The sequence below is a fragment of the Desulfoplanes sp. PS50 genome (assembly GCF_053851535.1).
This window is the reverse complement of record NZ_JBSPZA010000025.1, coordinates 1-21,586: the sequence shown is the minus strand read 5'-3', so window position 1 is coordinate 21,586 and position 21,586 is coordinate 1. Positions and strand designations below refer to the sequence as shown.

The following is a 21,586-nucleotide window of genomic DNA, read 5'->3' as shown; positions in this document are numbered from 1 at the left end:
TCACCTCGTTGGGGGAAGACCATGAAACCATATCGCGCCCATCTCTCATTCGTATTGCTCGTTGTGAGTTGTTTGTTCGCCACCTGGTCCTGGGCTCTTGATTCTCACGGCATGGAACCTGTCGGTGACTACGGATCCATTGACTGGCAATCCCTGCGGGTTACGGCAACCGGACTCGGTGTCGCCGGCCCCAATGCCATGAATGCGGCCCACGCCAGAATCCTGGCCCGTGAAGCGGCCAAGGTCGTTGCCCAGCGCAATCTTCTGGAGGTCGTCAAGGGTGTGCATATCGACTCGCAGACCACGGTCAAAAATTACATGGTCCAGGATGATACTATTGTCTCCCGGGTCGAAGGGGTGATCAAGGGCGCGCAGATCCAGGATTATGCCTTTGCTCCGGACGGATCATGCACCGCGACCATCAGTATGCCGCTTACCGGGGAACTGAGTCAGATCTTTTTCTCGGACCAGCAAACGCCTCAATACCCGGCCTCCACCCCGTCCACCGACATCTCCATGGCCGCCCGACTCGCCCGGCTCGAAAAACGGATCGAGGCCCTGGAGCAGCACGTCAACTCCCTGCAGAACATCCGTTTCAGACAGGAAGCCCTTTCCGACTTGTTTCTTGAGTTGATCACAATGCTGTCTGCAAACCAGCCCATCGCTCTCCAGCCTGTCGCCCTGAGCACCTCCGGAACGCTCAAGGAACTCCAGGCGAACCAGACCAGGATTCTGGCCCAGTTGGAGACCCTTTCCAAACGATTGGCCACGCTCGAGGGAACCTCGACCGCACCCGCCACATCCGGTCCGGCATCCGGCAACCAGGCCGGATACACCGGTCTGGTCATCGATGCCCGGGGCACAGGTTTCAAGCCCTGCCTGCGGCCCAATATCTTTGGAAAGAGTAAACTCATTTATCCGGGTTCGTACGTGGACAGACACATTGCCGTCCGTCAGGGATATGCCCGTTTCTACCGTGACCTCCGCCAGGCCCAGCAATCCTCCATGGTGGGCAAACTCCCCTACACGGTCAAGGCGGCCGGCACGATCACGGGAAGCAGCCGGACCCTGTTGTTGCCGGACGCAGCAAGCAGCGAGCTCTTTGCCATCATTGACGACAGCACCAATTTCATGTCCAGATGCAGGGTGGTCATTGTTTTCTAATGCGGCCAAGCCGCGGTTTTAGGTTTTAAGTTCAAGCGGTTATAAAACTTTCTTGTTTTTTATGGCAGACTTTCACAAGTAAGGTACTCATATACCAAAATGTACGTCATATCGCCGGGAGCAAGGCTTTTTCCTTTACAGGCGATTACACGCTTCATGCGGTACCCAGACGACGCCTGAGTCACAATAAAACACCATCGACACGATTCGGCCACGTTGCAGACCAATTCAGCCGCGTCCACAAGGGCGCGGCTGAATTGGTCTGAGTATCGCAGGCATCATCTTCTTTCCACAGGAATCATTCATGACCCTTCGCACCGAAACCTATCGTGCCTACAGAACAACCTATGCTCAAGACCGGGAACACGTCTTCCAGGTGGTGGTGGAACAGACAGATCTGTGCATCATCTGTAACCAGGATGTTCGGGAACCCATCTTCGACCATGTCCATGGACTGCGCGGCCGGATAATGGCCTATGCCGAGCTGCATCCCGCGTTTCTGACATCCCTGGTCCCTCTGCCCTTGGAATCAAACGGACCGCGGATCATTGCGGCCATGCTCGAGGCCTCCCAGGTCATGCAGGTCGGCCCCATGGCCGCAGTTGCCGGGGCCATTGCCCAGGATGTGGCCGATACCTTTGGTCCACAATGCGGAGACATCCTGGTGGAAAACGGGGGCGACATCTTCATCCGTTCGAGTATCCCACGCACCATCGGTCTGCTTCCCGACCCGAACAACGAGATGACCCTGGGACTTGCCCTGAAACCCGAAGATTTCCCCTGCGCCGTGTGCGCGTCATCAGCATCCATCGGCCACTCCCTGAGTCTTGGCAGGGGCGACCTGGTGGTGACCCGGGCCCGCAGCGGCGCCCTGGCTGATGCCGCGGCAACCAGGCTGTGCAACGAACTGCGCACACGCCAGGATCTGCGCCGGGTCCTGGCCCTGGCGGAAGACTTCAGCACCCGGGGATTGCTGGGCGTTGTGGCCCAATGTCAGGGACAGATCGGCATTCGGGGTGAAATGGAGCTTGTGGGGTTACAATGAGCCATGGGGCCAAGCCACAGTTTTAGGTCTTAAATTTAAGAGGTTATAAAATTTGCTTATTTTCATGGCAGACTTTCACGAGTAAGGTACTCATGCGGCCAAGCCGCAGTTTTAAGTTTTAGGTTTTAAGTTTTAGGTCTTAAATTTAAGAGGTTATAAAATTTGCTTGTTTTTTATGGCAGACTTTCACGAGTAAGGTACTCAGGTGGAAATCAAAAAAAAACGTCATTCCGGTGCAGATCCGGGATGACGTTTTTTTTGGCTTCCACGCAGCAAAAACGGCCTACCATGCTACCATTTTGCTATATCTTCCTGAAAAGTCTCGTATAAATCGTCGAAGACCACGGGAATCCGTTCGTGAAAGCTGGCCAGCATGGGCAGCATGATCTGACGAATCTGGGGATGGGCAGGCGAAGCGCAGCGCAGGTTGAAGATATGCCGCCACTCCCTCAGGTTGGCGGTGACCACGATTTCGGTCTTCAAACTGTTGGGCAGGACCGAACGGGCCTCCTGGGGCCTGGCCCCGGCCTCGAGCAGGGCCAGGTACACGGCCTCGACCTTTTCCATGGCCTCGAGCCACAACCCGTATTCCCTGGAATCCTCGGACCAGAAAAAAGGTCGGATCACAGTGATTTCACTTCCGAATTTTTCCTTGGAATAATTGGCATACCGGGTGGACTCCTGGGAAAAAGAGGCCAGCCGATGCCGGACAATCTCGTGGGAAATGCCCCGGTCACAAACAATGCGTACGCTCACGCAGGCATGTTCGAGCACGCTCTCATGCTTGACCTGCAGGATTCTGCCCATCAGTTTCTTGGCCGACCCTTCAGTGATCTTGTCCTCGGACTTGTAACAGGTCCTGGCCGCCCGTTCCAGATGCTCGAGCACCTGGTTCCCGTCAGGCATCTGCAATATGGTATAGGAAGGTTCAATGATTCGCATGTGATTGGCCTCTGATACAATGTAAAATTTTAGAAAATTAAGAGATTTAAGAAATTTAAGAAATTTAAGAGATTACACGTTGCTGGAGCGCATTGTCGAGTCCTGAAAAAAAATTGTTATTTTGGAGCTGAAGTTTCGCCCCTCGTCGTCATCTCGGCGAAGGCCGGGATCTCGAACGACATGAAGCTTGCCCCTGTCGCCAATCTATCGACCACTTCCCCCAAGATCCCGGATCAAGTCCGGGATGACGGATCAAGTCAGGGAGTGTCCTGTCCTGAAAAGAAGTTGTCCCTTTTTTGTTTTTTTCCTGCGGACATTTTCTGCGCACTGCGCACTGTGCGCTGCGCACTTTCTCCCTTATCCCTTTTTCCCCTCTCCCCGCTTTTTTTGCGTGCTTGTTTTCCTTTTATCAAACAAACGGCAATCCCAGATGGGTATACGCCTTTTTCGTGACCACCCTGCCCCGGGGGGTCCGTTTGAGCAGCCCTGACTGGATGAGATAGGGTTCGTAGATCTCTTCGATGGTCCGGACCTCTTCGGAACAGGCCACGGCAATGGTCTTGACCCCGACAGGCCCGCCGGAAAAATGGGAGATGATGCAGGTGAGAATCTTGCGGTCCATCTGATCCAGGCCGTTGGCGTCCACATCCATCATGTCCAGGCCTCGGGCAGCCACCTCTGCATCGATTACCTCGCATCCCTTGACGTGGGCAAAGTCGCGCACCCGGCGCAAAAGCCGGTTGGCGATGCGCGGCGTTCCCCGGGAACGCTGTCCGATTTCCAGGGCCCCGTCGGGGGTGATGGAGATGCCGAAGATGGAGGCTGCGCGGGTGACGATCCGGGCCAGGTCCTCGGGTTCGTAGAACTCCAGCCGGCAGATCACGCCGAACCGGTCCCGAAGGGGCGAAGTCAACAGACCGATCCGGGTGGTCGCCCCGACCAGGGTGAAGGGTTCCAGGTCGATCTTCACGGTCCGGGCACCGGGCCCCTGGCCGATGATCAGATCGAGTTTGAAATCCTCCATGCCCGGATAGAGGATTTCCTCGACATTCGCGGGCATGCGGTGAATCTCGTCGATGAACAAAAGATCATTCTTTTTCAGGTTGGTGACAATGGCCGCGAGATCGCCGGATCGTTCGAGCACCGGGCCCGAGGTGCTGATCAGATTGACCCCGAGCTCCGAGGCCATGATCTGGGCCAGGGTGGTCTTGCCCAATCCGGGATTGCCGTAGAGCAAGACATGATCGAGCTGCTGCCCGCGTTCCCTGGCGGCCTGGAGATAGATGCGCAGATTGGCCCGCACATCATTCTGACCGATGAAGTCGTCCAGACTCCCCGGGCGGATATGATCATCCAAAGGCAGATTCGGTATAGTCATCAGGAAGACGCAGCAGAAGATAGAAGTTTGAGGGCGTTACGGATGGCCCCGCCCACATCCAGGTCGGGTTCCTGCTCGAGGATTGTGCGCACAACGGGCGCAGCCTCCCGTTCGCTGTATCCCAGGGCAAAAAGTCCACCCAGGGTGTCCTCGAAGACCTGATTGCCAGATACAAACGAGGGCGTTGCAGAAAGCGTCACAAAGGTGGCCAGCTTGTCCTTGAGATCGAGAACAATCCGCTTGGCCGATTTCATGCCGATTCCCGGCACCCGGGTCAGGGCGTGGACATCGTCTGCAGCCACCTTGGCAGCGAGATCTTCGGGTTCAAAACAGGCGAGCATGGCCATGGCCGTCTTGGGACCGAGCTTGGGAACTCCCACAAGGATACCGAAAAGCTCCCGTTCATCCCAGGTCGAAAACCCGTACAGGGCCAGGGCATCCTCGCGCACGATCGTCTGGATGTACAGGGAAACCGGGGTCCCGGCATCCCCCAACCGCGCCACGGTCTGGGCACCCATTCCGACCTCATACCCCACCCCGGATTCGGTCAGGACAACGCACCGATTCGCTGTTTTCTGAAGCAATGTTCCCGCTATATAGGCAATCATCCTGCTCCCCGAAAGGTATGGGTAGGTGAAAAAAGGCTCTGAACCCGTTATTTCCCGTACAAGCGCTTGAATCGTCGCTGATTGAGATGGCAGATGGCAATGGCCAGGGCATCGCTGGCATCTTTGGACCACGTTCCCTTGCATCCGAGCAATTGCGCGACCATGAACGCGACCTGGGATTTTTCCGCACGACCCGCCCCGACAATAGTCTTCTTGACCATGGTCGGGGCGTAACTGTGCACAGGAATATCCCGATACGCGCAGGCCGTGAGCACTGCGCCTCGGGCCTGACCAAGCTTGAGGGCAGAGGCTGCGTTGCGTGCGAAAAAGGCATCTTCCACCGATGCGACATCAGGCTGATGGGTCTCGATAAGCTGCACAATGGCTGCAAAAATATACCCGAGCCGGGTGCTCAGCGGGCTGTCCAAGGCAGGTCGGATCGTCCCGGTATCCAGCAGGGAGAGCTGTCCCGAGGTTTCCCGGATCAGACCGTATCCGCAGCAGCGTGAACCTGGATCTATCCCCAGGACAACAACGTCTTCACCGGCCACGACCACCCTCCGCACTCCCTGCGCGCAATGTCATTCTGATATGCCGTCCCGGGAGCTGATCACGGTTACTCCTCCATTTCGGCGAGCAATTCGTCAGGAAGATCAAAGTTGGCGTACACATTCTGGACATCATCATTCTCGTCCAGTGCGTCATAGAGTTTGAGAAGTTTGAGTCCGGTGCCCTTGTCCACGGCAACCGTGTTCTGGGGGATCATGGTGATTTCACTCTCTTCCGGCTCGATCCCGGCCTCGACAAAGGCATCCCGCACGGCCGTGAAATCCTCGGGCGCACACTGAACCTGCCAGGTCTCTCCGTCGTCCACGATGTCTTCGGCTCCGGCCTCCAGACCGATCTCCAAAAGCTCTTCATCGCTGTGGGCATCCTTGGAAAAGGCAAAAATCCCTTTTTTGTCAAACATCCAGGCCACACAGCCGGAGGCGCCCATGGAACCGCCGTTCTTGCTCAGGATATGTCGAACCTCGGCAACGGTCCGGTTCTTGTTATCCGTGGCCGCATCTACCAGAATGGCCACGCCGCCGGGCCCATATCCTTCGTACATGACCTCTTCAATGGCATCGGCAGCCAGTTCACCGGTGCCTTTCTTGATGGCCGTTTCGATCTTGTCCTTGGGCAGATTCACGACCTTGGCCGCATCGATGGCACTCTTGAGCCGATTGTTGCCCGTGGGATCGCCGCCCCCGGCCTTGGCCGCAAGCATGATCTCCTTGGTCACCTTGGTGAACATCTTGCCGCGGGCAGCGTCCTGCCGTCCTTTTCTATGCTGGATATTATGCCATTTACTATGTCCGGACATATACGATCTCCTCCGTTATCTCATATCTCTTGCTAAAGTAATGAATGAACAATGGCTGAACCGACCCGATTATGCGGCGGGCTCGCCTGTATCCAGATTCGTGCGTATTCCAATAAACATGGTGGTGCAGTTATTCCTTGAGGTAGAAATGCTCAACCCCATTGCGTATCAGGCTTGAATCCCTTGCCGACGATAAAGATCTCTTTGCTTTCAGAACGGGAACTCTTGGGCTTGAAGGTCTTCAGTTTGTCGAACCATGGCCTGATTTTCTGGGTAAACCCGTGGACATCGGGTCCTTCGAAAATTTTGACCACAAAACATCCCCCGGCGGCCAGACAGGTCGTGGCCAGGGCAAAGGCCTCCTCCACGAGTTCCAGAGACAATGCCTGATCCTTGAACTTGACCCCCGAGGTCTTGGGGGCCATGTCGCTTACGACATGATCAAAGGGGGCCCATGAATCCAAAAGTTCCTGAAACTCCGGAGACCGGTCAAAAACATCTTCCTGCAGAAAGGTCACCTGGGGAGGAAATGCGGTATTGGCGGGATTGAGATCCACACCCAGAACCCGTCCCTTGTCACCGACCCGCTTTGCGGCGTACAGGGTCCATGATCCCGGACTCGCACCCAGGTCGAGAACCTTCTGACCGGGCCGCAGGAGTTGAAAATTCTTGTCCATCTCCTGCAACTTATATACGGACCTGGCAGGATAATTCTCCTGCTTGGCCCGCTTGAAATAGTGATCTCTGTATTTTTTCATATCCTTTTCCAAAAAAAGAGCTCAATGATGCCAGTCCGTCCCACGCGTGTAAAGACCCAAAATGAGCTCGGAAAAACCCGAACCCTGCCGGGCCCCGAGGAAGCATTCACGCGCACGGGACAAGGCAGCAGACATATTTTTCTGGGACTGGGCCCCAACCCGGAAGGACTGACCGGGCGTACCGGACAATGTGAGGATGTCTGCTTCATCGAAAGCCCTCGTTTTTGGGAACAGATGGATACAAACTGGCATGAGCGCATCCCCCCGTTTTTCCAACGAATATCCCCGGAAGAGTTGACGCCCGAACGTCTGGCCGCCTCCACCCTGTGGATTTTCACGCCGGGCGAACGGCTGTTTCCCTCCTTCTGGGGCCCGATCCTGGCCAGGGTCCGGATGTGGATGAAGAGCGCTACGCCGTCTTCCCGGACAAAGCGTGTTCTACTCCCCTGGAGCACCAACGCCCTTATTGTCCCGGAATTGGCCCGGGCCTTTGAACAGCTGGGGTTCAACCCCATGCTCATCCCGGAGAATCTTTCTCTGGAGCAACTCGAAGATCTTCTTGTCAAAACGTCCCCGCAGATGTTCGTCAGCCTCAACATGGCCGGATTGGACGGCTATGGAGGCCATTATTATCTCCTTCGCGAGGCAGGGGTTGCTGTAGCTGTCTGGATGGTGGACAATCCTTTCCATCTGCTGGGCTCGTGCCGGGGTCTCTTTTGGAAGGACATTCCCATCGGGGTGACAGACGATTGGTTCCTCGATCCGCTCGAGAATCTCGGAGGCAGACCATTCCACCTCCCCCTGGGCACGGATCCGCATTTTTTCAGCCCCTGTGATCAGCGCGATGATCTGAAACGACCTCAGGTCAGCTTTGTGGGAAGAACCGCCTTTCCCCGCAAACAGGGCTTCTTTGCCGGAGCCTCGGTGAATAAAGAGCTTCTTGCCGTGGCAAACAAGGATTGCCTGCAGGGAAAACGCAGGGATGTCTCCTGGTGGATCGACCGACTCGCCCCGACCGAGTTGTGGCCCGGCAACGAAATCCGCCAGGCAGGACTTGGCGCTGAAGAAACCTCCCTGGCCTGGCGTCAGGCATGTCTTGAACAGGCAGCCGCCTGCTCGGACCTGAACATTGTCGGGGACCCGGCCTGGAAGAACCATCTGACCCGCCCCTTCACCCTGCACCCGCCCCTGGACTATTACGGTCCCCTTGGGGCCTGGTACGCCCGGGCCGCCATCACCCTGAACATGACCAGCATGCTCCTGCCCCACGGCCTGACCCAGCGCCACTTCGACGTCTGGGCCGCGGGCGGCTTCCTGCTCACCGACACCACCCCGGGACAGGCGATTTTCCCCAAAGAACTCTGCGCGCCCATATCCTTCACCGCCCCAAGCGAGCTCCCCGACCTGATTCGAAAATTCACTCCTGAGTCCAAAGAAAAAAACGACCTGCGAAACGCATGGCAACAGGAAATCACAGCCCGCCATACCTACGTTCACCGGGTCCAAAAAATTCTTGATATCCTCGCCAAATGATCATAAAGACTCATCTTCACATCCGGGGGCGTAGCTCAGCTGGGAGAGCGCAGCGTTCGCAACGCTGAGGTCGAGAGTTCAATCCTCTTCGCCTCCACCACGAGAAACGGGCATGTAGAAACCAATCTACATGCCCGTTTTTTTATACCCATGGCGTGTGCTCACATATTCGAGTACTTTCATGCGAACAAAAGCCCAGCCCGGAAAAACTCCTTGTGTCGCACGGTGTTCCATTGCTACGTTTCGTAAAAATCCATTGTCGAAATCGGCATGCGGGTTCGGGTTATCGTTTCTCTAAAAAACCAGTGGCAGTCCCTGAAAATGCCTTACCTGCAAAACCACAGAAAAGACCTAACGAGCAAGTCGGTGAGCAAGTCGGTGAGCAAGTCGGTGAGCAAGTCGATGAGCAAGTCGGTGACCCAGTCGGCGACCCATTCGGCGACCCAGTCAGATGAGGCATTGCTCAATCTCCTCCACATACTGAAGAACGGTCCTTTATCATCTGGGGAGTTACGAAATCAGCTAAAATTCAAACATAGAGATTCCTTTAGAAAAAATCATCTCCGTCCTGCGCTGAACAACGGGTACATAGAACGGACAATCCCGGATAAGCCCAACAGCCGACTGCAGAAATATAGGCTGACCAACAAAGGGCGCCTTCTCCTGACAGAGCAATATTGATATTTCTCCGCCATTATCAAGAATGGAGCCCAGTCACGGCTAGAGTCATTCCATTGGAAATACCGACCGGACCTTCGGCGTTCCCGGAAAGGAAACCAGCAAAACACACTCGCAACAAGCAGGGTACCCATGGATGAGATGTATGTTGTAGCGCTCGAACTGCTTGCAGCCCTGGCTATCGGTCTTTTGATCGGGATCGAAAGGGGGTGGAGCAACAGGAAGGAGGATGAAGGTCAGCGCGTGGCCGGGATTCGAACCTTCAGCCTTATCGGCCTGCTGGGAGGCGTCATTGCCCTGCTCTCCCAGGAGATCGGGCATTGGCTGCTTATGGTAGGATTTGTGTCGGTTTCCGCCCTGGTCATTGCAGCCCATATCCTGGAGTTTAAAAAGGATAAGGACGTCGGGACCACCACGGCCTTCGGCATGATACTGACCTTTTCCCTGGCAGCCTGGGCGGCCTACGGCAACCAGATCCCGGCAATAGCAGTCACAGTCATCACCATGTTCATTCTCGGCCACAAACTGACCCTGCACCAATGGCTCACCCGGGTGTCGCCCGAGGACTTTTTTTCCGGGGTCAAACTCCTGCTCATCTCCGTGGTCCTGCTGCCCCTTTTGCCGGACAAGGGCTTTGGTCCCTGGGAAGCTTTGAACCCCTACTGGACCTGGTGGATGGTGGTTCTGATTTCAGGATTGTCTTTTCTGGGCTACATAGTCATCAAAATGGCCGGAGATCGGATGGGGATGATCGTCACTGCCGTTGCCGGCGGGCTGGTCTCGTCAACGGCGGTCACCTTGAGCCTGGCCCGTTTTGCCAGAAACAAAGAGGTCAGTCTCATATTCTCAGGCGGGGTCCTCATAGCGTCTTCGATCATGTTTGTGCGGGTCATGATCGAGGTCTTTGTGGTCCATACCGCGCTACTGCGCCTTCTCTGGCTGCCGCTGACCGCCATGCTGCTGGGTCTTTTAGCCAGCCTGATCTGGATCTGGCGGCAAAACGGAAAAAACGGCAAGGAGCAGGACCAGCGCCTCGAACTGAAGAACCCCCTCCAACTCGGCATGGCCTTGCAGTTCGGACTCCTGCTGGCCGTGATCCTCGTCCTGTCCGAGGCCATGAAACACTGGTTCGGCAATCAGGGCGTGTACATCCTGTCGGTGATTTCAGGACTGATGGATGTGGACGCCATCACCCTCTCCCTATCCCGGTCCGCACACGCCAGTCTGGAGGGAGAAGTCGCCATCACGGGCATTGTCCTTGCCTGTGCAACCAACACCCTGTTCAAAGGAATCCTCTTTGCCTGGATCGCCGGATTCAGAAAAAACATCCATGTCCCCCTGCTCATGCTCGCCGCCATGGTGCCGGGCGTGGTCATTGCCCTGGCGTAAGCATGGTCTTCATAGAGAAAAATCTGATCCAAGCACAGACCTGTGTACTCGAAGTTACACCGCTCTGGTGTCTGACTTCATCCGTTACAGAAAAAAATCGTGCTAGTCGGCAAAGACTGTTTGACACAGCAGCTAGCGCCTGAGTAGTTATATAAGGTTTTTTATTTGGGAAAGTTTCGACCAGCGCTCACCTGTTTTGCTTTGGCGAACATGACCGTAAGACCAAATGTCGAATGTTATGAGCATCGAGGATATGAAAGATCGCTGGTTTTCGATAACCGAAATCTGCAAATATCTCGGAAGCGACAATGACACCGTGTTCAAATGACTCAACAGATCTAACATGCCCGCTCACAACACGGGTCGTCTTTGGAAGTTCAAAAAAAAGATGAAGTGGACGCATGGTTCAAGGCTGGCGGCGCAGCCGCACCTGCAGAGAAAACTCGCAGGGTGAATGCAAAGGGTTATGCGAATCAAACCTACACAAAGCGCAAGGAGTGGTAACGGGCTATGAACTATGTGACCCATACCAATATTGTAAGTTTTATCTGGGGGATCGCCGATGACGTGCTGCGCGATGTCTATGTGCGCGGCAAGTACCGCGACGTGATCCTGCCAATGACGGTCATCCGCCGTCTCGACGCGCTCTTGGAGCCGAGCAAGGAAAAAGTGCTCGAGATGAAAACCCAGCTCGACGGGGCCGAAATTGCCAACCAGCACGCCGCGCTCTGCCAGGCTGCAGGCCAGGCTTTTTACAATGTTTCGCCCTTTACTTTGCGCGATCTGAGAAACCGCGCCAAACAACAGCAGCTCAAGGCCGATTTCGAGGCCTATCTGGACGGTTTTTCACCCAACGTCCAGGAGATCCTGGACAAGTTCAAGTTCCGCAACCAGATACCCACGTTGATCGAGGCGGACATCCTCGGTCATCTGATTGCAAAATTTCTGGACAGCCGGATCAATCTGTCTCCCAAATCTGTTCTGGACATAGACGGCAACGAGCTGCTCCCGGCCCTCGACAACCACTCCATGGGCACCATTTTCGAGGAGTTGATCCGCCGCTTCAGCGAGGAGAACAACGAAGAGGCCGGAGAGCACTTCACGCCCCGCGACGTGGTCAAGCTCATGGCCGACCTGATCTTCCTGCCGGTGGCCGACGACATCGAATCCGGCACCTACCTCGTCTATGACGGGGCCTGCGGCACCGGCGGCATGCTGACCGTGGCGGAGGAGCGCTTGGCCGAGCTGGCCGAAAGCCACGGCAAGGATGTCTCCATTCATCTGTTCGGCCAGGAGGTGCAGCCGGAAACCTACGCCATCTCCAAGGCCGACCTGCTCCTCAAAGGCGAAGGGGCCGAGGCGGAGAACATGAAGTACGGCTCCACGCTCTCCAGCGATGCCTTCCCGTCGCAGGAATTCGATTTCATGCTCTCCAATCCGCCCTACGGCAAGAGCTGGAAGACCGACCTGGAGCGCCTGGGCGGCAAGGGTGATATCAAGGACCCGCGCTTTGTCACCCAGCACGGCGGCGACCCGGAATACAAGATGATCACCCGCTCCTCGGACGGGCAGCTCATGTTCCTGGTCAACAAGCTCTCCAAGATGAAGCACACTACCCGCCTCGGTAGCCGCATCGCCGAAGTCCACAACGGCTCGTCGCTCTTCACCGGCGACGCCGGTCAGGGCGAGAGCAATATCCGCCGCTGGATCATCGAGAACGACTGGCTGGAGGCCATCATCGCCCTGCCGGAGAACATGTTCTACAACACGCCCATCGCCACCTACATCTGGGTTCTGTCCAATCGCAAGTCTGATACGCGCCGAGGCAAGGTCCAGCTCATCGACGCCACCGAATGGTACGTGCCGCTGCGCCGCAACCTCGGCAAGAAAAACTGCGAGTTCTCCGAGGAACACATCCGCGCTGTCTGCGAGCTGGTGGTCAATCCGGTCGAGACCGGGAAATCCAAGATTTTCCCCAACGAGGCCTTCGGCTACTGGAAGGTGACGGTGGACCGTCCCTTGCGCCTCGCCGTTGACCTGAACCCGGCCCGGCTGGAACGGTTCGAGCGGGCGTGCGCCAAGGCCAAGGAAGAGCCGCTGGCTAACCTGGCCCGCCGCGTGGCCGAGACGCTTGGAGCCGGTCCGCACCTGGATTTCAACGCCTTCATGGACACCTGCGACACCGATGCCGACAAACACGGCGTCAAGCTCACCGCCAAGCGCAAGAAGCTGCTGCAGAGCGATCTCTGCGACACCCGCGAGGACGCCGCGCCGGTACTGAAGAAGGTTCACAAGCCCGGCAAGGCCACGCCCGATCCCATCCACGGCCTGTTCGAGGCCGAGGTGGGCGGCAAACACTGCGTGGTTGAATTCGAGCCGGATACCGCCCTGCGCGACAGCGAACAGGTGCCGCTGCTGGAAAAAGGCGGTATCGAGGCTTTCTTCCGACGAGAAGTGCTGCCCTATGCCCCGGATGCCTGGATCGACCCGGGCAAGACGCAGGTGGGCTACGAGATCTCCTTCAACCGACATTTTTACCGGCCCGCATCCATGCGCACCCTGGATGAAATCAAGGACGACATCTACGCCCTAGAGCAGGAAACCGACGGGCTATTGGAACAGATTGTCGGGGAGGCTGAGTAATGCTCGGGCCATTCCCAAACTACCGGCAAACTGAACTGAACTGGCTTAAACGCTTGCCGGATTCGTGGGGTATATTGCGAACCAAGCAGGTTTTTCGTTTAAGGATTGAAAAGGCCCCAGATAACAATCAGATGGAGTTACTTTCGATTTATACGCATATTGGTGTAAGGCCAAGAAAGGATCTTGAACAGCGAGGCAATAAAGCGTCCACTACTGATGGGTACTGGATGGTAAAGAAGGGCGATATAATATCTAACAAGCTGCTCGCTTGGATGGGGGCGATCGGTGTTTCTCACTATGAAGGGGTGACGAGTCCCGCTTATGACATTTTGCGTCCGATTCAGGCATGCAATACTGACTATTACCACTATCTCTTCAGGACACCGAAATATCTCCAACAATTCAAGATCAGGTCAAGGGGCATCATGGATATGCGCCTTAGGCTGTATTTTGACCAGTTTGGGCAAATACCTGTTCCAGTTCCTCCCACCAGCGAACAAGACTCAATCGTACTTTTCCTTAATTGGAAAACAGCGAAGATCAACAAATTCATCCGCAACAAGCGGCGGCTCATCGAACTGCTCAAGGAACAGAAGCAGAACGTCATCAACCAGGCCGTGACCCGGGGGCTTGATCCCAAGGTCAAGTTCAAGCCCAGCGGCGTGGAATGGATCGGAGATATTCCGGAGCATTGGGAGGCCAGACGGCTCCGCACGCTGGCGGCGGTCAGGGCCAGTGGCGTCGACAAGAACACGAACGAGGACGAAGTCCCGGTCATGCTCTGCAACTACGTGGACGTTTACAAGAACGACCGCATCACCGCTGCTATCGATTTTATGAAGGCCACGGCCACGCCGGAAGAGATTCGCGCTTTTGAGCTGAAAGCGGGCGACGTAATCATCACCAAGGACTCCGAAAGTTGGGACGACATCGCCATTCCCACTTTCGTGCCCGAGGCTCTTCCCGGCATCGTTTGCGCCTATCACTTGGCCTTGATCAGACCGTTCTCAGGTGAAATCGAAGGCGAGTTTCTGTTCAGGGCCTTCTCTTCCGACCCAGTGGCCGACCAGTTCCGGATTGCCGCTACCGGCGTGACCCGCTTTGGCTTGGCGCAAGGTGCAATCAAGGGGGCGTTCTTCCCGCTCCCGCCGTTGGAGGAACAGCGGGCGATTATTGCTCACATCAATGAGAAGTGCGCTGAGATAAGCCAGGCGATTTCAAGGGCCCAACGTGAGATCGAACTGATGCGCGAATACCGCACCCGGCTGATTTCCGATGTGGTCACAGGCCAGGTGGATGTGCGCGGCATCGAGGTGCCGGAGGTTGTCGAGGAAGAGCTGCTGTCGCTGGATGAGGACACCGGTGAAGCCGATGACGTGATCGATGACGAGGGGGAGATGGATGAAACCGACTGACAAAACCCCAAAAAACAGCCTCGGCAAACCGCAGGACTACCCGCGCCTGCTGTCCGAGATTAAGGAGCGCATCCGCTCCGCCCAGTATGAAGCCCTCAAGGCGGTCAACAAGGAGCTGGTCGGCCTGTACTGGGATATCGGCCGGATGATCGTGGAGCGGCAGGATGTTGAAGGCTGGGGCAAGGCGGTGGTGGAACAGCTCGCCGCCGATCTGCGGACGGAGTTTCCCGGCGTAGGCGGCTTTTCGGCTTCCAACCTCTGGCGCATGAAGGCCTTTTTCGAGGCGTACAGCGGTATAGAAAAACTCGCACCACTGGTGCGAGAAATCGGCTGGAGCCACAACCTGGCCATCTTGGAGCGCTGCAAGGACCCGCTGGAGCGGGAGTTCTATCTGCGCATGACCCGCAAGTTCGGCTGGTCCAAGAACGTGCTCATCCACCAAATCGATAACCAGAGCTATGAAAAATCCCTGCTCGGCCAGACCAATTTCGACCAAGCGCTGACGCCGGAACTTCGCGCCCAGGCCAAGCTGGCGGTGAAGGACGAATACACCTTCGATTTTCTGGAACTGGGCGAGGAACACAGCGAGCGGGAGCTGGAGCGGGCGCTCATCGCCCGGATCGAGGATTTCCTCCGGGCCATGGGTGGCATGTTCGCCTTCATGGGAAGCCAATACCGGCTGGAGGTGGACGGCAAAGAGTTTTTCATCGACCTCTTGTTGTTTCACCGCCACCTGCGCTGTCTTGTCGCCATTGAATTGAAAGTCGGCGAATTCCTTCCGGAGTTCGTCGGCAAGATGCAGTTTTATCTGGCGGCGCTGGACCGGCAGGTCCGCCAGGAGGACGAGAACCCCTCCATCGGCATCATCCTGTGCAAGGAGAAGAGCCGCACAATTGTGGAATACGCCCTGCACGACGCCCGCAAGCCCATCGGCGTGGCCACTTATGAAATCACCAAGACCCTGCCCAAGGCGCTGAAAGGTCAACTGCCGTCGCCGAAGGACATCGCCCATTTGCTGGAGGATCTATGAAACCGACCGACACCAGCGAAAAGGGCCTGGAGTCCATCATCGTCGCGTCCCTCGTGGAGGAGGCCGGATACGTTCAGGGCGACCCGCAGGACTACGACCGGGAACACGCCGTCGACCGGGCCAAGCTGCTGCAATTCCTCGCCGCCACCCAGCCCGACACCTATGAGGCTCTTGGCATCGACGAGGAAGGCCCCAAACGCACACAATTCCTGCACCGCCTGCAGGGCGAGATCGCCAAGCGCGGCGTGGTAGACGTGCTACGCGGCGGCATCAAGCACGGCCCGGCCCATGTGGACCTTTTCTACGGCACGCCGACGCCAGGCAACGTGAAGGCGGCCGAGCGGTTCGCGGCCAACGTCTTCAGCGTCACCCGCCAGCTCCGCTACAGCCGCAATGAGACTGCGCTCTCCCTCGACATGGCCGTGTTCATCAACGGCCTGCCCATCGCCACCTTCGAACTCAAGAACAAGCTCACCAAGCAGACGGTGCTCGATGCCGTGCAGCAGTACCAGCGTGACCGCGACCCGAAGGAGCTGCTGTTTCAGTTCGGCCGTTGCGTCGTTCATTTTGCCGTGGACGATCACGAGGTGCGTTTCTGCACCCACCTCAAGGGCAAGGGCTCGTGGTTTCTGCCCTTCGACAAGGGCTACAACGACGGTGCTGGCAATCCGCCCAACCCGGCCGGGCTCGCCACCGACTATCTGTGGAAGGAGGCCCTCTCCAAGGCGGGGTTGACCGACATTCTGGAAAACTACGCCCAGGTGGTGGAGGAAAAGGACGAGAAGACCGGCAAAAAAAGGCACAAGCAGATCTTCCCCCGCTACCACCAGCTAAAGGTGGTGCGCATGCTGCTGGCCAATGCCGCTGAGAGCGGCGTCGGCAGACGCTACCTGATCCAGCACTCGGCGGGCAGCGGCAAAAGTAACTCCATCGCCTGGCTGGCGCACCAGCTCGTGGGGCTGGAACACGAGAGCAAGGCGTTGTTCGATTCGGTCATCGTGGTCACCGACCGACGGGTGCTCGACAAACAGATCCGCGACACCATCAAGCAGTTCGCCCAGGTTTCCGCCACCGTCGGCCATGCCGAGCATTCCGGCGACCTGCGCCGCTTCCTCAAGGCCGGGAAGAAAATCATCATCACCACCGTGCAGAAGTTCCCGTTCATCCTCGATGAGATCGGCGACGAACACCGCAAGAGCAAATTCGCCATCATCATCGACGAGGCCCATTCCAGCCAGGGCGGCAAGACCACCGCCGCCATGAACATGGCCGTTGCGGAAAAGCCGGGTGAATACAAGGCGGAATGGGATGAACTGGATACCGAGGACAAGATCAACAAGATCATGGAAGGCCGGAAGATGGTGACCAACGCCAGCTACTTTGCCTTCACCGCCACCCCCAAGAACAAGACCCTGGAGATCTTCGGCGAGCCGGACCCGCAGCCCGACGGCACCGTGAAGCATCACCCGTTCCACAGCTACACCATGAAGCAGGCCATCCAGGAGGGCTTCATCCTCGATGTGCTGAAGAACTACACCCCGGTGGAGAGTTATTACCGCCTGGCCAAGACAGTGGAGGACGATCCGCTCTTCGACGCTAACAAGGCCCAGAAAAAGCTGCGCCGCTATGTGGAGTCCCATGATCACGCCATCCGCGAGAAGGCGGAGATCATGGTGGACCACTTCCACGCCCAGGTGATCGGCCACCGCAAGATCGGCGGCCATGCCCGGGCCATGGTCATCACCAACGGTATCGAGCGAGCCATTCAGTATTTCCACGCCTTCAAGGACTACCTCAAGGAGCGTAAAAGCCCTTACGCGCCCATCGTGGCCTTTTCCGGGGAGCACGAGTATGGCGGAAAGAAAGTGACCGAAGCGACGCTGAACGGCTTCCCCAGCAGCCAGATCCCGGACAAGGTACAACAGGACCCGTACCGCTTCCTGATCGTCGCCGACAAGTTCCAGACCGGCTACGACGAACCGCTGCTGCACACCATGTACGTAGACAAGGCGCTCTCCGGCATCAAGGCGGTGCAGACCCTCTCACGGCTCAATCGCGCCCACCCGAAAAAGCACGATACCTTTGTGCTCGATTTCCACAACGACTCGGAGACCATCCAGAAGTCGTTCGAGCCCTATTACCGCACCACTATCCTCAGTGACGAAACCGACCCGAATAAACTGCACGACCTGAAGTCGGATCTGGACGGCTACCAGGTCTACTCCCAGGAGCAAATCGACGACCTGGTGGGGCTCTACCTGAACGGCGCGGACCGCGACAAGCTCGACCCGATCCTGGACGCCTGCGTGGCCACCTACAACGCCGATCTCGACGAAGATGGCCAGGTGGACTTCAAGGGCAAGGCCAAGGCTTTCGTCCGCACCTACGGCTTTCTGTCCTCGATTCTGGCGTATTCGAATGCCGACTGGGAAAAGCTGTCGATCTTCCTGAACTTCCTGATCCCGAAACTCCCCGCGCCCAAGGAAGAGGACCTGTCCCGGGGCATCCTGGAGGCCATCGACATGGACAGCTACCGTGTCGAGGTGAAAACCAGCCTGAAGATAGGCCTTCCGGATCAGGATGCTGAAATCGGACCGGTGCCGACCAGCGGAGGTGGCCGCAAACCGGAACCGGAGCTGGACCAACTGAGCAACATCATCAAGGCGTTCAACGACCAGTTCGGCAACATCGATTGGAAGGACGGCGACAAGATCCGCCAGGTCATCGCCGAGGAGATCCCGGCCAAGGTCGCAGCGGACGCCGCCTACCAGAACGCCATGAAGAACAACGATAAGAAGACCGCCCGGATCGAACACGACGCCGCGCTGCAACGCGTCATGATCGACCTCTTGTCCGACCACACCGAGCTGTTCAAGCAGTTCAGCGACAATCCGTCGTTCAAGAAATGGCTGGGCGACACCATCTTTGGCGTGACTTATCAGCAACAGGCCGAACAATCCGCAACGGGAACGAGCCATGGACGTTAAAACGGCCGCAATTCAGGTTTTGCAACAGGCCGGAACGGCGCTGCACGCCAAGGATATCGCCGAGCAGATCATGGCTGCCGGTCTCTGGCAGTCCGGAGGTAAGCCCCCAGACGCCACTGTCAGCGCCCGGCTCTACTCCGACATCAAGAGCAATGGGGACAAGTCGCCCTTTGTAAAAGTCGGCCCTCAGACCTTCGCACTTCGAGATTCCACTGAAATATCGAGCGGCGCTGCGCCGGTTCCTGCGGCCGTCGAAGAAGCCCCAAAACATCATCCGAACGCGGGTTTCTCCTTCACTGATTGCGCTCAGAAGGTGCTCGAAGAGTTCGGCGGCAAGAAGCCGATGCATTACAAGGAAATAACCGAGAAGGCCCTGCAAAAAGGCTGGCTGGTGACAGGCGGCAAAACGCCCGAGGCCACCATGTACGCCCAGGTGATCACCGAGATCAAGCGCCAGCAGAAACGCGGTGAGCGGCCCCGCTTTGTCCAACACGGCCGTGGCTATATCGGCCTGAGCCAATGGATGGGGCGTGGACTCGCATTCCAAATCGAGCAGCACAACCACCAGGTCCGCAAGGTCCTGCGCGAGCGCTTGCTGGCCATGAAGCCCGGTGAGTTCGAGGAGCTCATCTCTCAGTTACTGGCGGAGATGGGTTTCGAGATGGTCGAGGTGACCAAACTCAGCGGCGACGGCGACATCGATGTCCGGGGCACCTTGGTGGTCGGTGACGTGGTCCGCATCAAGATGGCCGTCCAGGTCAAGAAATGGAAGCTCAAGAATAATATCCAAGCTCCGGTTGTGCAGCAGGTGCGCGGCAGCCTCGGAGCACACGAGCAAGGGCTGATCATTACCACCAGCGACTTCAGTGCCGGAGCCATCAAGGAAGCGGCCCAGCCCGACAAGACTCCCATCGCCCTGATGAACGGGGAACAGCTTGTAATGCTGCTGATGGAACACGGCATCGGCGTCCATCGTTCGACGCCGGATCTGTTCGAGATCGATGAGGAGTTTGCTATGGGAGGGGATGTGAAATGAGCACGATTGACAGAGGAACGGTGGGGAACAGAATGGCCATTGAACGGATAAGCAAAATCAAAAGCCATCTGATCTTCCGTAATGGATGCACTTTAAATAAGATCAAGGCCGATATCTACGCCCTGGAGCAGGAGACCGAAGGCTTTCTGGAACAGATTGTCGGGGAGGCTGAGTGATGAAGCTGGCCCCTTATCCAGAATACAAGGATTCCGGGCAGCCGTTTTTAGGAGATATTTCGGCTCACTGGAATCTGTTCCGGAATGGCCGCCTGTTCTCTGGGAACGGGGCAAAGCGGAGGTCAAAAAATGTCGAAGCTTAATAAAGGACGGTTGCTGGCCATCGCCATAGGGGTGCTTGTTATCGGGGCCGCACTCTTTGCTTGGCAATCCTTGCAGAAAAAGGGTATTCCCGACGGCTTCACCAGCGGCAACGGCCGCATTGAAGCGGTGGAGATTGACATAGCCGCCAAGACGGCGGGGCGGCTCAAGGATATCCTGGTGGACGAAGGCGATTTCATCACGGCCGGACAAGTTCTGGCGAAGATGGACACCGCCGTATTGGAAGCTCAGCTGAGAGAAGGGCTGGCCCACTTGCGCCAGGCTGAGAACTCGGTGCGGATCGCCAACAGCCAGGTCGTGCAGCGCCAAAGCGAGAAAACGGCAGCGCAGGCAGTGGTCTCGCAACGCGTGGCCGAGGCCGAGGTGGCACGGATACGGCTTGAGCGGTCGCGATCGCTGGTCGCCGACAAAGCCGTTTCCCAGCAGAAATTCGACGACGATCGAGCCGCTTTTCTCAGCGCCGAAGCTATGTTGCGCGCTGCCGAGGCTGATGTCGCAAGGGCGGCCGCGGCCATTGCCACGGCCAGATCGCAGGTGCTTGGCGCGCAAGCCGATGTGGAGGCGACCCGGGCGATGCTTGAGCGAATCCAGGCTGACCTTGATGACAGCGTGCTGAAGGCGCCGCAGAAGGGACGGGTGCAATACCGGGTGGCCCAGCCCGGCGAGGTGCTGGCCTCCGGTGGCACTGTCCTGAACATGATCGACCTCACCGATGTCTACATGACCTTCTTCCTGCCGACGAAGGCGGCCGGACGGATCGCACTGGGTACCGAAGCGCGTCTTGTGCTCGATGCCGCCCCGCAATACGTCATCCCGGCCGAGATCTCGTTCGTCGCCGACGAGGCCCAGTTCACCCCAAAAACGGTGGAAACAACGGAAGAACGCCTGAAGCTGATGTTCCGGGTCAAGGCGCGGATCGCCCCGGATCTGCTCAGAGAGCACCTCCTCCAGGTCAAGACCGGCCTGCCGGGCATGGCCTATGTGCGGCTCGACCCACGGGTGGATTGGCCGCCTGAACTGCAGACGAGGCTGCCGCAATGAGCCGGGACATACATGCACAGATCGAGGATGGCGTGAGTGCTGCCGCACCGGTTGCCCGCCTGCGGGATGTGTCCCTGCGCTACGGCAAGGTGCGTGCGCTCGACGAGGCATTAACCGTGGCAATGGACGTTATGCTGAATACAACAATAACCTTGATGCATTCAAATTTAGAATGCATCAAGAAACAAGTTCTATTAGTAAGGAAAAAATGTTGAAAATCGACAATATGGATTTA

19 protein-coding genes and 1 tRNA gene are annotated in these 21,586 nt (G+C 57.1%); 14 read left to right on the top strand and 6 right to left on the bottom strand.

Annotation, left to right across the window (positions count from 1 at the left end; translation table 11 throughout):
• Positions 1-21 precede the first annotated feature (21 nt).
• Complete coding sequence (locus tag ACTVJH_RS11450; protein WP_455990690.1) at positions 22-1,164, top strand: hypothetical protein; 1,143 nt, start codon at positions 22-24, stop codon at positions 1,162-1,164.
• Between the two features lie 304 nt (positions 1,165-1,468).
• Positions 1,469-2,209 carry a UPF0280 family protein gene (locus ACTVJH_RS11445; protein ID WP_455990687.1) on the top strand — a complete coding sequence of 247 codons (741 nt, stop codon included), beginning with the start codon at positions 1,469-1,471 and terminating at the stop codon, positions 2,207-2,209.
• 291 nt (positions 2,210-2,500) lie between these two features.
• Here ACTVJH_RS11445 and thyX read toward each other — a convergent pair whose 3' ends face one another.
• The 6 genes from thyX to ACTVJH_RS11415 all read right to left on the bottom strand — a co-directional run bounded on the left by thyX (position 2,501) and on the right by ACTVJH_RS11415 (position 7,261).
• Positions 2,501-3,151, bottom strand: coding sequence for an FAD-dependent thymidylate synthase (gene thyX / locus ACTVJH_RS11440; protein ID WP_455990684.1), 651 nt, complete (start codon positions 3,149-3,151; stop codon positions 2,501-2,503).
• Between the two features lie 409 nt (positions 3,152-3,560).
• Positions 3,561-4,529, bottom strand: a complete 969-nt coding sequence (gene ruvB / locus ACTVJH_RS11435) for a Holliday junction branch migration DNA helicase RuvB (RefSeq protein ID WP_455990681.1) — start codon at positions 4,527-4,529, stop codon at positions 3,561-3,563.
• A complete protein-coding gene (gene ruvA / locus ACTVJH_RS11430; protein ID WP_455990678.1) occupies positions 4,529-5,137 on the bottom strand; it encodes a Holliday junction branch migration protein RuvA in 609 nt (202 codons plus the stop codon). The genes ruvB and ruvA overlap by 1 nt, the downstream gene beginning before the upstream one ends.
• Before the next feature lie 47 nt (positions 5,138-5,184).
• On the bottom strand, positions 5,185-5,688 hold the full coding sequence (gene ruvC / locus ACTVJH_RS11425) for a crossover junction endodeoxyribonuclease RuvC (RefSeq protein ID WP_455990675.1): 504 nt from the start codon (positions 5,686-5,688) through the stop codon (positions 5,185-5,187).
• A gap of 65 nt (positions 5,689-5,753) precedes the next feature.
• Positions 5,754-6,503: a YebC/PmpR family DNA-binding transcriptional regulator gene (locus tag ACTVJH_RS11420; RefSeq protein ID WP_455990672.1), complete on the bottom strand. Its 750-nt coding sequence runs from the start codon at positions 6,501-6,503 to the stop codon at positions 5,754-5,756.
• A 152-nt stretch (positions 6,504-6,655) separates the two neighbouring features.
• Entirely contained in the window at positions 6,656-7,261 is a 606-nt protein-coding gene (locus tag ACTVJH_RS11415) for an RlmE family RNA methyltransferase (RefSeq protein ID WP_455990669.1), read from the bottom strand.
• Between the two features lie 24 nt (positions 7,262-7,285).
• Here ACTVJH_RS11415 and ACTVJH_RS11410 point away from each other — a divergent pair, with 24 nt between their 5' ends.
• The 12 genes from ACTVJH_RS11410 to ACTVJH_RS11355 all read left to right on the top strand — a co-directional run bounded on the left by ACTVJH_RS11410 (position 7,286) and on the right by ACTVJH_RS11355 (position 21,566).
• Positions 7,286-8,794: a glycosyltransferase family protein gene (locus ACTVJH_RS11410; RefSeq protein ID WP_455990666.1), complete on the top strand. Its 1,509-nt coding sequence runs from the start codon at positions 7,286-7,288 to the stop codon at positions 8,792-8,794.
• A 24-nt stretch (positions 8,795-8,818) separates the two neighbouring features.
• A tRNA-Ala gene (locus tag ACTVJH_RS11405) sits at positions 8,819-8,894 on the top strand.
• 170 nt (positions 8,895-9,064) lie between these two features.
• Positions 9,065-9,475 (top strand): Fic family protein, encoded by a 411-nt coding sequence (locus ACTVJH_RS11400; RefSeq protein ID WP_455990663.1) that lies wholly within the window; start codon positions 9,065-9,067, stop codon positions 9,473-9,475.
• A 129-nt stretch (positions 9,476-9,604) separates the two neighbouring features.
• A complete protein-coding gene (locus tag ACTVJH_RS11395; protein WP_455990660.1) occupies positions 9,605-10,861 on the top strand; it encodes an MgtC/SapB family protein in 1,257 nt (418 codons plus the stop codon).
• 510 nt (positions 10,862-11,371) lie between these two features.
• A complete protein-coding gene (locus ACTVJH_RS11390) occupies positions 11,372-13,504 on the top strand; it encodes a type I restriction-modification system subunit M (protein ID WP_455990657.1) in 2,133 nt (710 codons plus the stop codon).
• Positions 13,504-14,919, top strand: coding sequence for a restriction endonuclease subunit S (locus ACTVJH_RS11385; RefSeq protein ID WP_455990654.1), 1,416 nt, complete (start codon positions 13,504-13,506; stop codon positions 14,917-14,919). The genes ACTVJH_RS11390 and ACTVJH_RS11385 overlap by 1 nt, the downstream gene beginning before the upstream one ends.
• The gene (locus tag ACTVJH_RS11380; RefSeq protein ID WP_455990651.1) at positions 14,906-15,949 is read left to right on the top strand and encodes a PDDEXK nuclease domain-containing protein; all 1,044 of its coding nucleotides are present in this window, start codon (positions 14,906-14,908) and stop codon (positions 15,947-15,949) included. The genes ACTVJH_RS11385 and ACTVJH_RS11380 overlap by 14 nt, the downstream gene beginning before the upstream one ends.
• Positions 15,946-18,936 carry a type I restriction endonuclease subunit R gene (locus ACTVJH_RS11375; RefSeq protein WP_455990649.1) on the top strand — a complete coding sequence of 997 codons (2,991 nt, stop codon included), beginning with the start codon at positions 15,946-15,948 and terminating at the stop codon, positions 18,934-18,936. Before ACTVJH_RS11380 ends, ACTVJH_RS11375 begins: the two co-directional genes overlap by 4 nt.
• Entirely contained in the window at positions 18,926-19,972 is a 1,047-nt protein-coding gene (locus tag ACTVJH_RS11370; RefSeq protein ID WP_455990646.1) for an HTH domain-containing protein, read from the top strand. Before ACTVJH_RS11375 ends, ACTVJH_RS11370 begins: the two co-directional genes overlap by 11 nt.
• Entirely contained in the window at positions 19,969-20,148 is a 180-nt protein-coding gene (locus ACTVJH_RS11365; RefSeq protein ID WP_028577483.1) for a hypothetical protein, read from the top strand. The genes ACTVJH_RS11370 and ACTVJH_RS11365 overlap by 4 nt, the downstream gene beginning before the upstream one ends.
• A 129-nt stretch (positions 20,149-20,277) precedes the next feature.
• Positions 20,278-21,351 (top strand): HlyD family secretion protein, encoded by a 1,074-nt coding sequence (locus ACTVJH_RS11360; protein ID WP_455990643.1) that lies wholly within the window; start codon positions 20,278-20,280, stop codon positions 21,349-21,351.
• Positions 21,348-21,566, top strand: a complete 219-nt coding sequence (locus tag ACTVJH_RS11355; protein ID WP_455990640.1) for a hypothetical protein — start codon at positions 21,348-21,350, stop codon at positions 21,564-21,566. The genes ACTVJH_RS11360 and ACTVJH_RS11355 overlap by 4 nt, the downstream gene beginning before the upstream one ends.
• Positions 21,567-21,586 lie beyond the last annotated feature (20 nt).

Bases quoted from the DNA above. Each gene is read 5' to 3' on its own strand.
- ACTVJH_RS11450 (WP_455990690.1), top strand. From the start codon at position 22: ATGAAACCATATCGCGCCCATCTCTCATTCGTATTGCTCGTTGTGAGT.
- ACTVJH_RS11445 (WP_455990687.1), top strand. From the start codon at position 1,469: ATGACCCTTCGCACCGAAACCTATCGTGCCTACAGAACAACCTATGCT.
- thyX (WP_455990684.1), bottom strand. From the start codon at position 3,151: ATGCGAATCATTGAACCTTCCTATACCATATTGCAGATGCCTGACGGG.
- ruvB (WP_455990681.1), bottom strand. From the start codon at position 4,529: ATGACTATACCGAATCTGCCTTTGGATGATCATATCCGCCCGGGGAGT.
- ruvA (WP_455990678.1), bottom strand. From the start codon at position 5,137: ATGATTGCCTATATAGCGGGAACATTGCTTCAGAAAACAGCGAATCGG.
- ACTVJH_RS11420 (WP_455990672.1), bottom strand. From the start codon at position 6,503: ATGTCCGGACATAGTAAATGGCATAATATCCAGCATAGAAAAGGACGG.
- ACTVJH_RS11415 (WP_455990669.1), bottom strand. From the start codon at position 7,261: ATGAAAAAATACAGAGATCACTATTTCAAGCGGGCCAAGCAGGAGAAT.
- ACTVJH_RS11410 (WP_455990666.1), top strand. From the start codon at position 7,286: ATGATGCCAGTCCGTCCCACGCGTGTAAAGACCCAAAATGAGCTCGGA.
- ACTVJH_RS11400 (WP_455990663.1), top strand. From the start codon at position 9,065: ATGCGGGTTCGGGTTATCGTTTCTCTAAAAAACCAGTGGCAGTCCCTG.
- ACTVJH_RS11395 (WP_455990660.1), top strand. From the start codon at position 9,605: ATGGATGAGATGTATGTTGTAGCGCTCGAACTGCTTGCAGCCCTGGCT.
- ACTVJH_RS11390 (WP_455990657.1), top strand. From the start codon at position 11,372: ATGAACTATGTGACCCATACCAATATTGTAAGTTTTATCTGGGGGATC.
- ACTVJH_RS11385 (WP_455990654.1), top strand. From the start codon at position 13,504: ATGCTCGGGCCATTCCCAAACTACCGGCAAACTGAACTGAACTGGCTT.
- ACTVJH_RS11380 (WP_455990651.1), top strand. From the start codon at position 14,906: ATGAAACCGACTGACAAAACCCCAAAAAACAGCCTCGGCAAACCGCAG.
- ACTVJH_RS11375 (WP_455990649.1), top strand. From the start codon at position 15,946: ATGAAACCGACCGACACCAGCGAAAAGGGCCTGGAGTCCATCATCGTC.
- ACTVJH_RS11370 (WP_455990646.1), top strand. From the start codon at position 18,926: ATGGACGTTAAAACGGCCGCAATTCAGGTTTTGCAACAGGCCGGAACG.
- ACTVJH_RS11365 (WP_028577483.1), top strand. From the start codon at position 19,969: ATGAGCACGATTGACAGAGGAACGGTGGGGAACAGAATGGCCATTGAA.
- ACTVJH_RS11360 (WP_455990643.1), top strand. From the start codon at position 20,278: ATGTCGAAGCTTAATAAAGGACGGTTGCTGGCCATCGCCATAGGGGTG.
- ACTVJH_RS11355 (WP_455990640.1), top strand. From the start codon at position 21,348: ATGAGCCGGGACATACATGCACAGATCGAGGATGGCGTGAGTGCTGCC.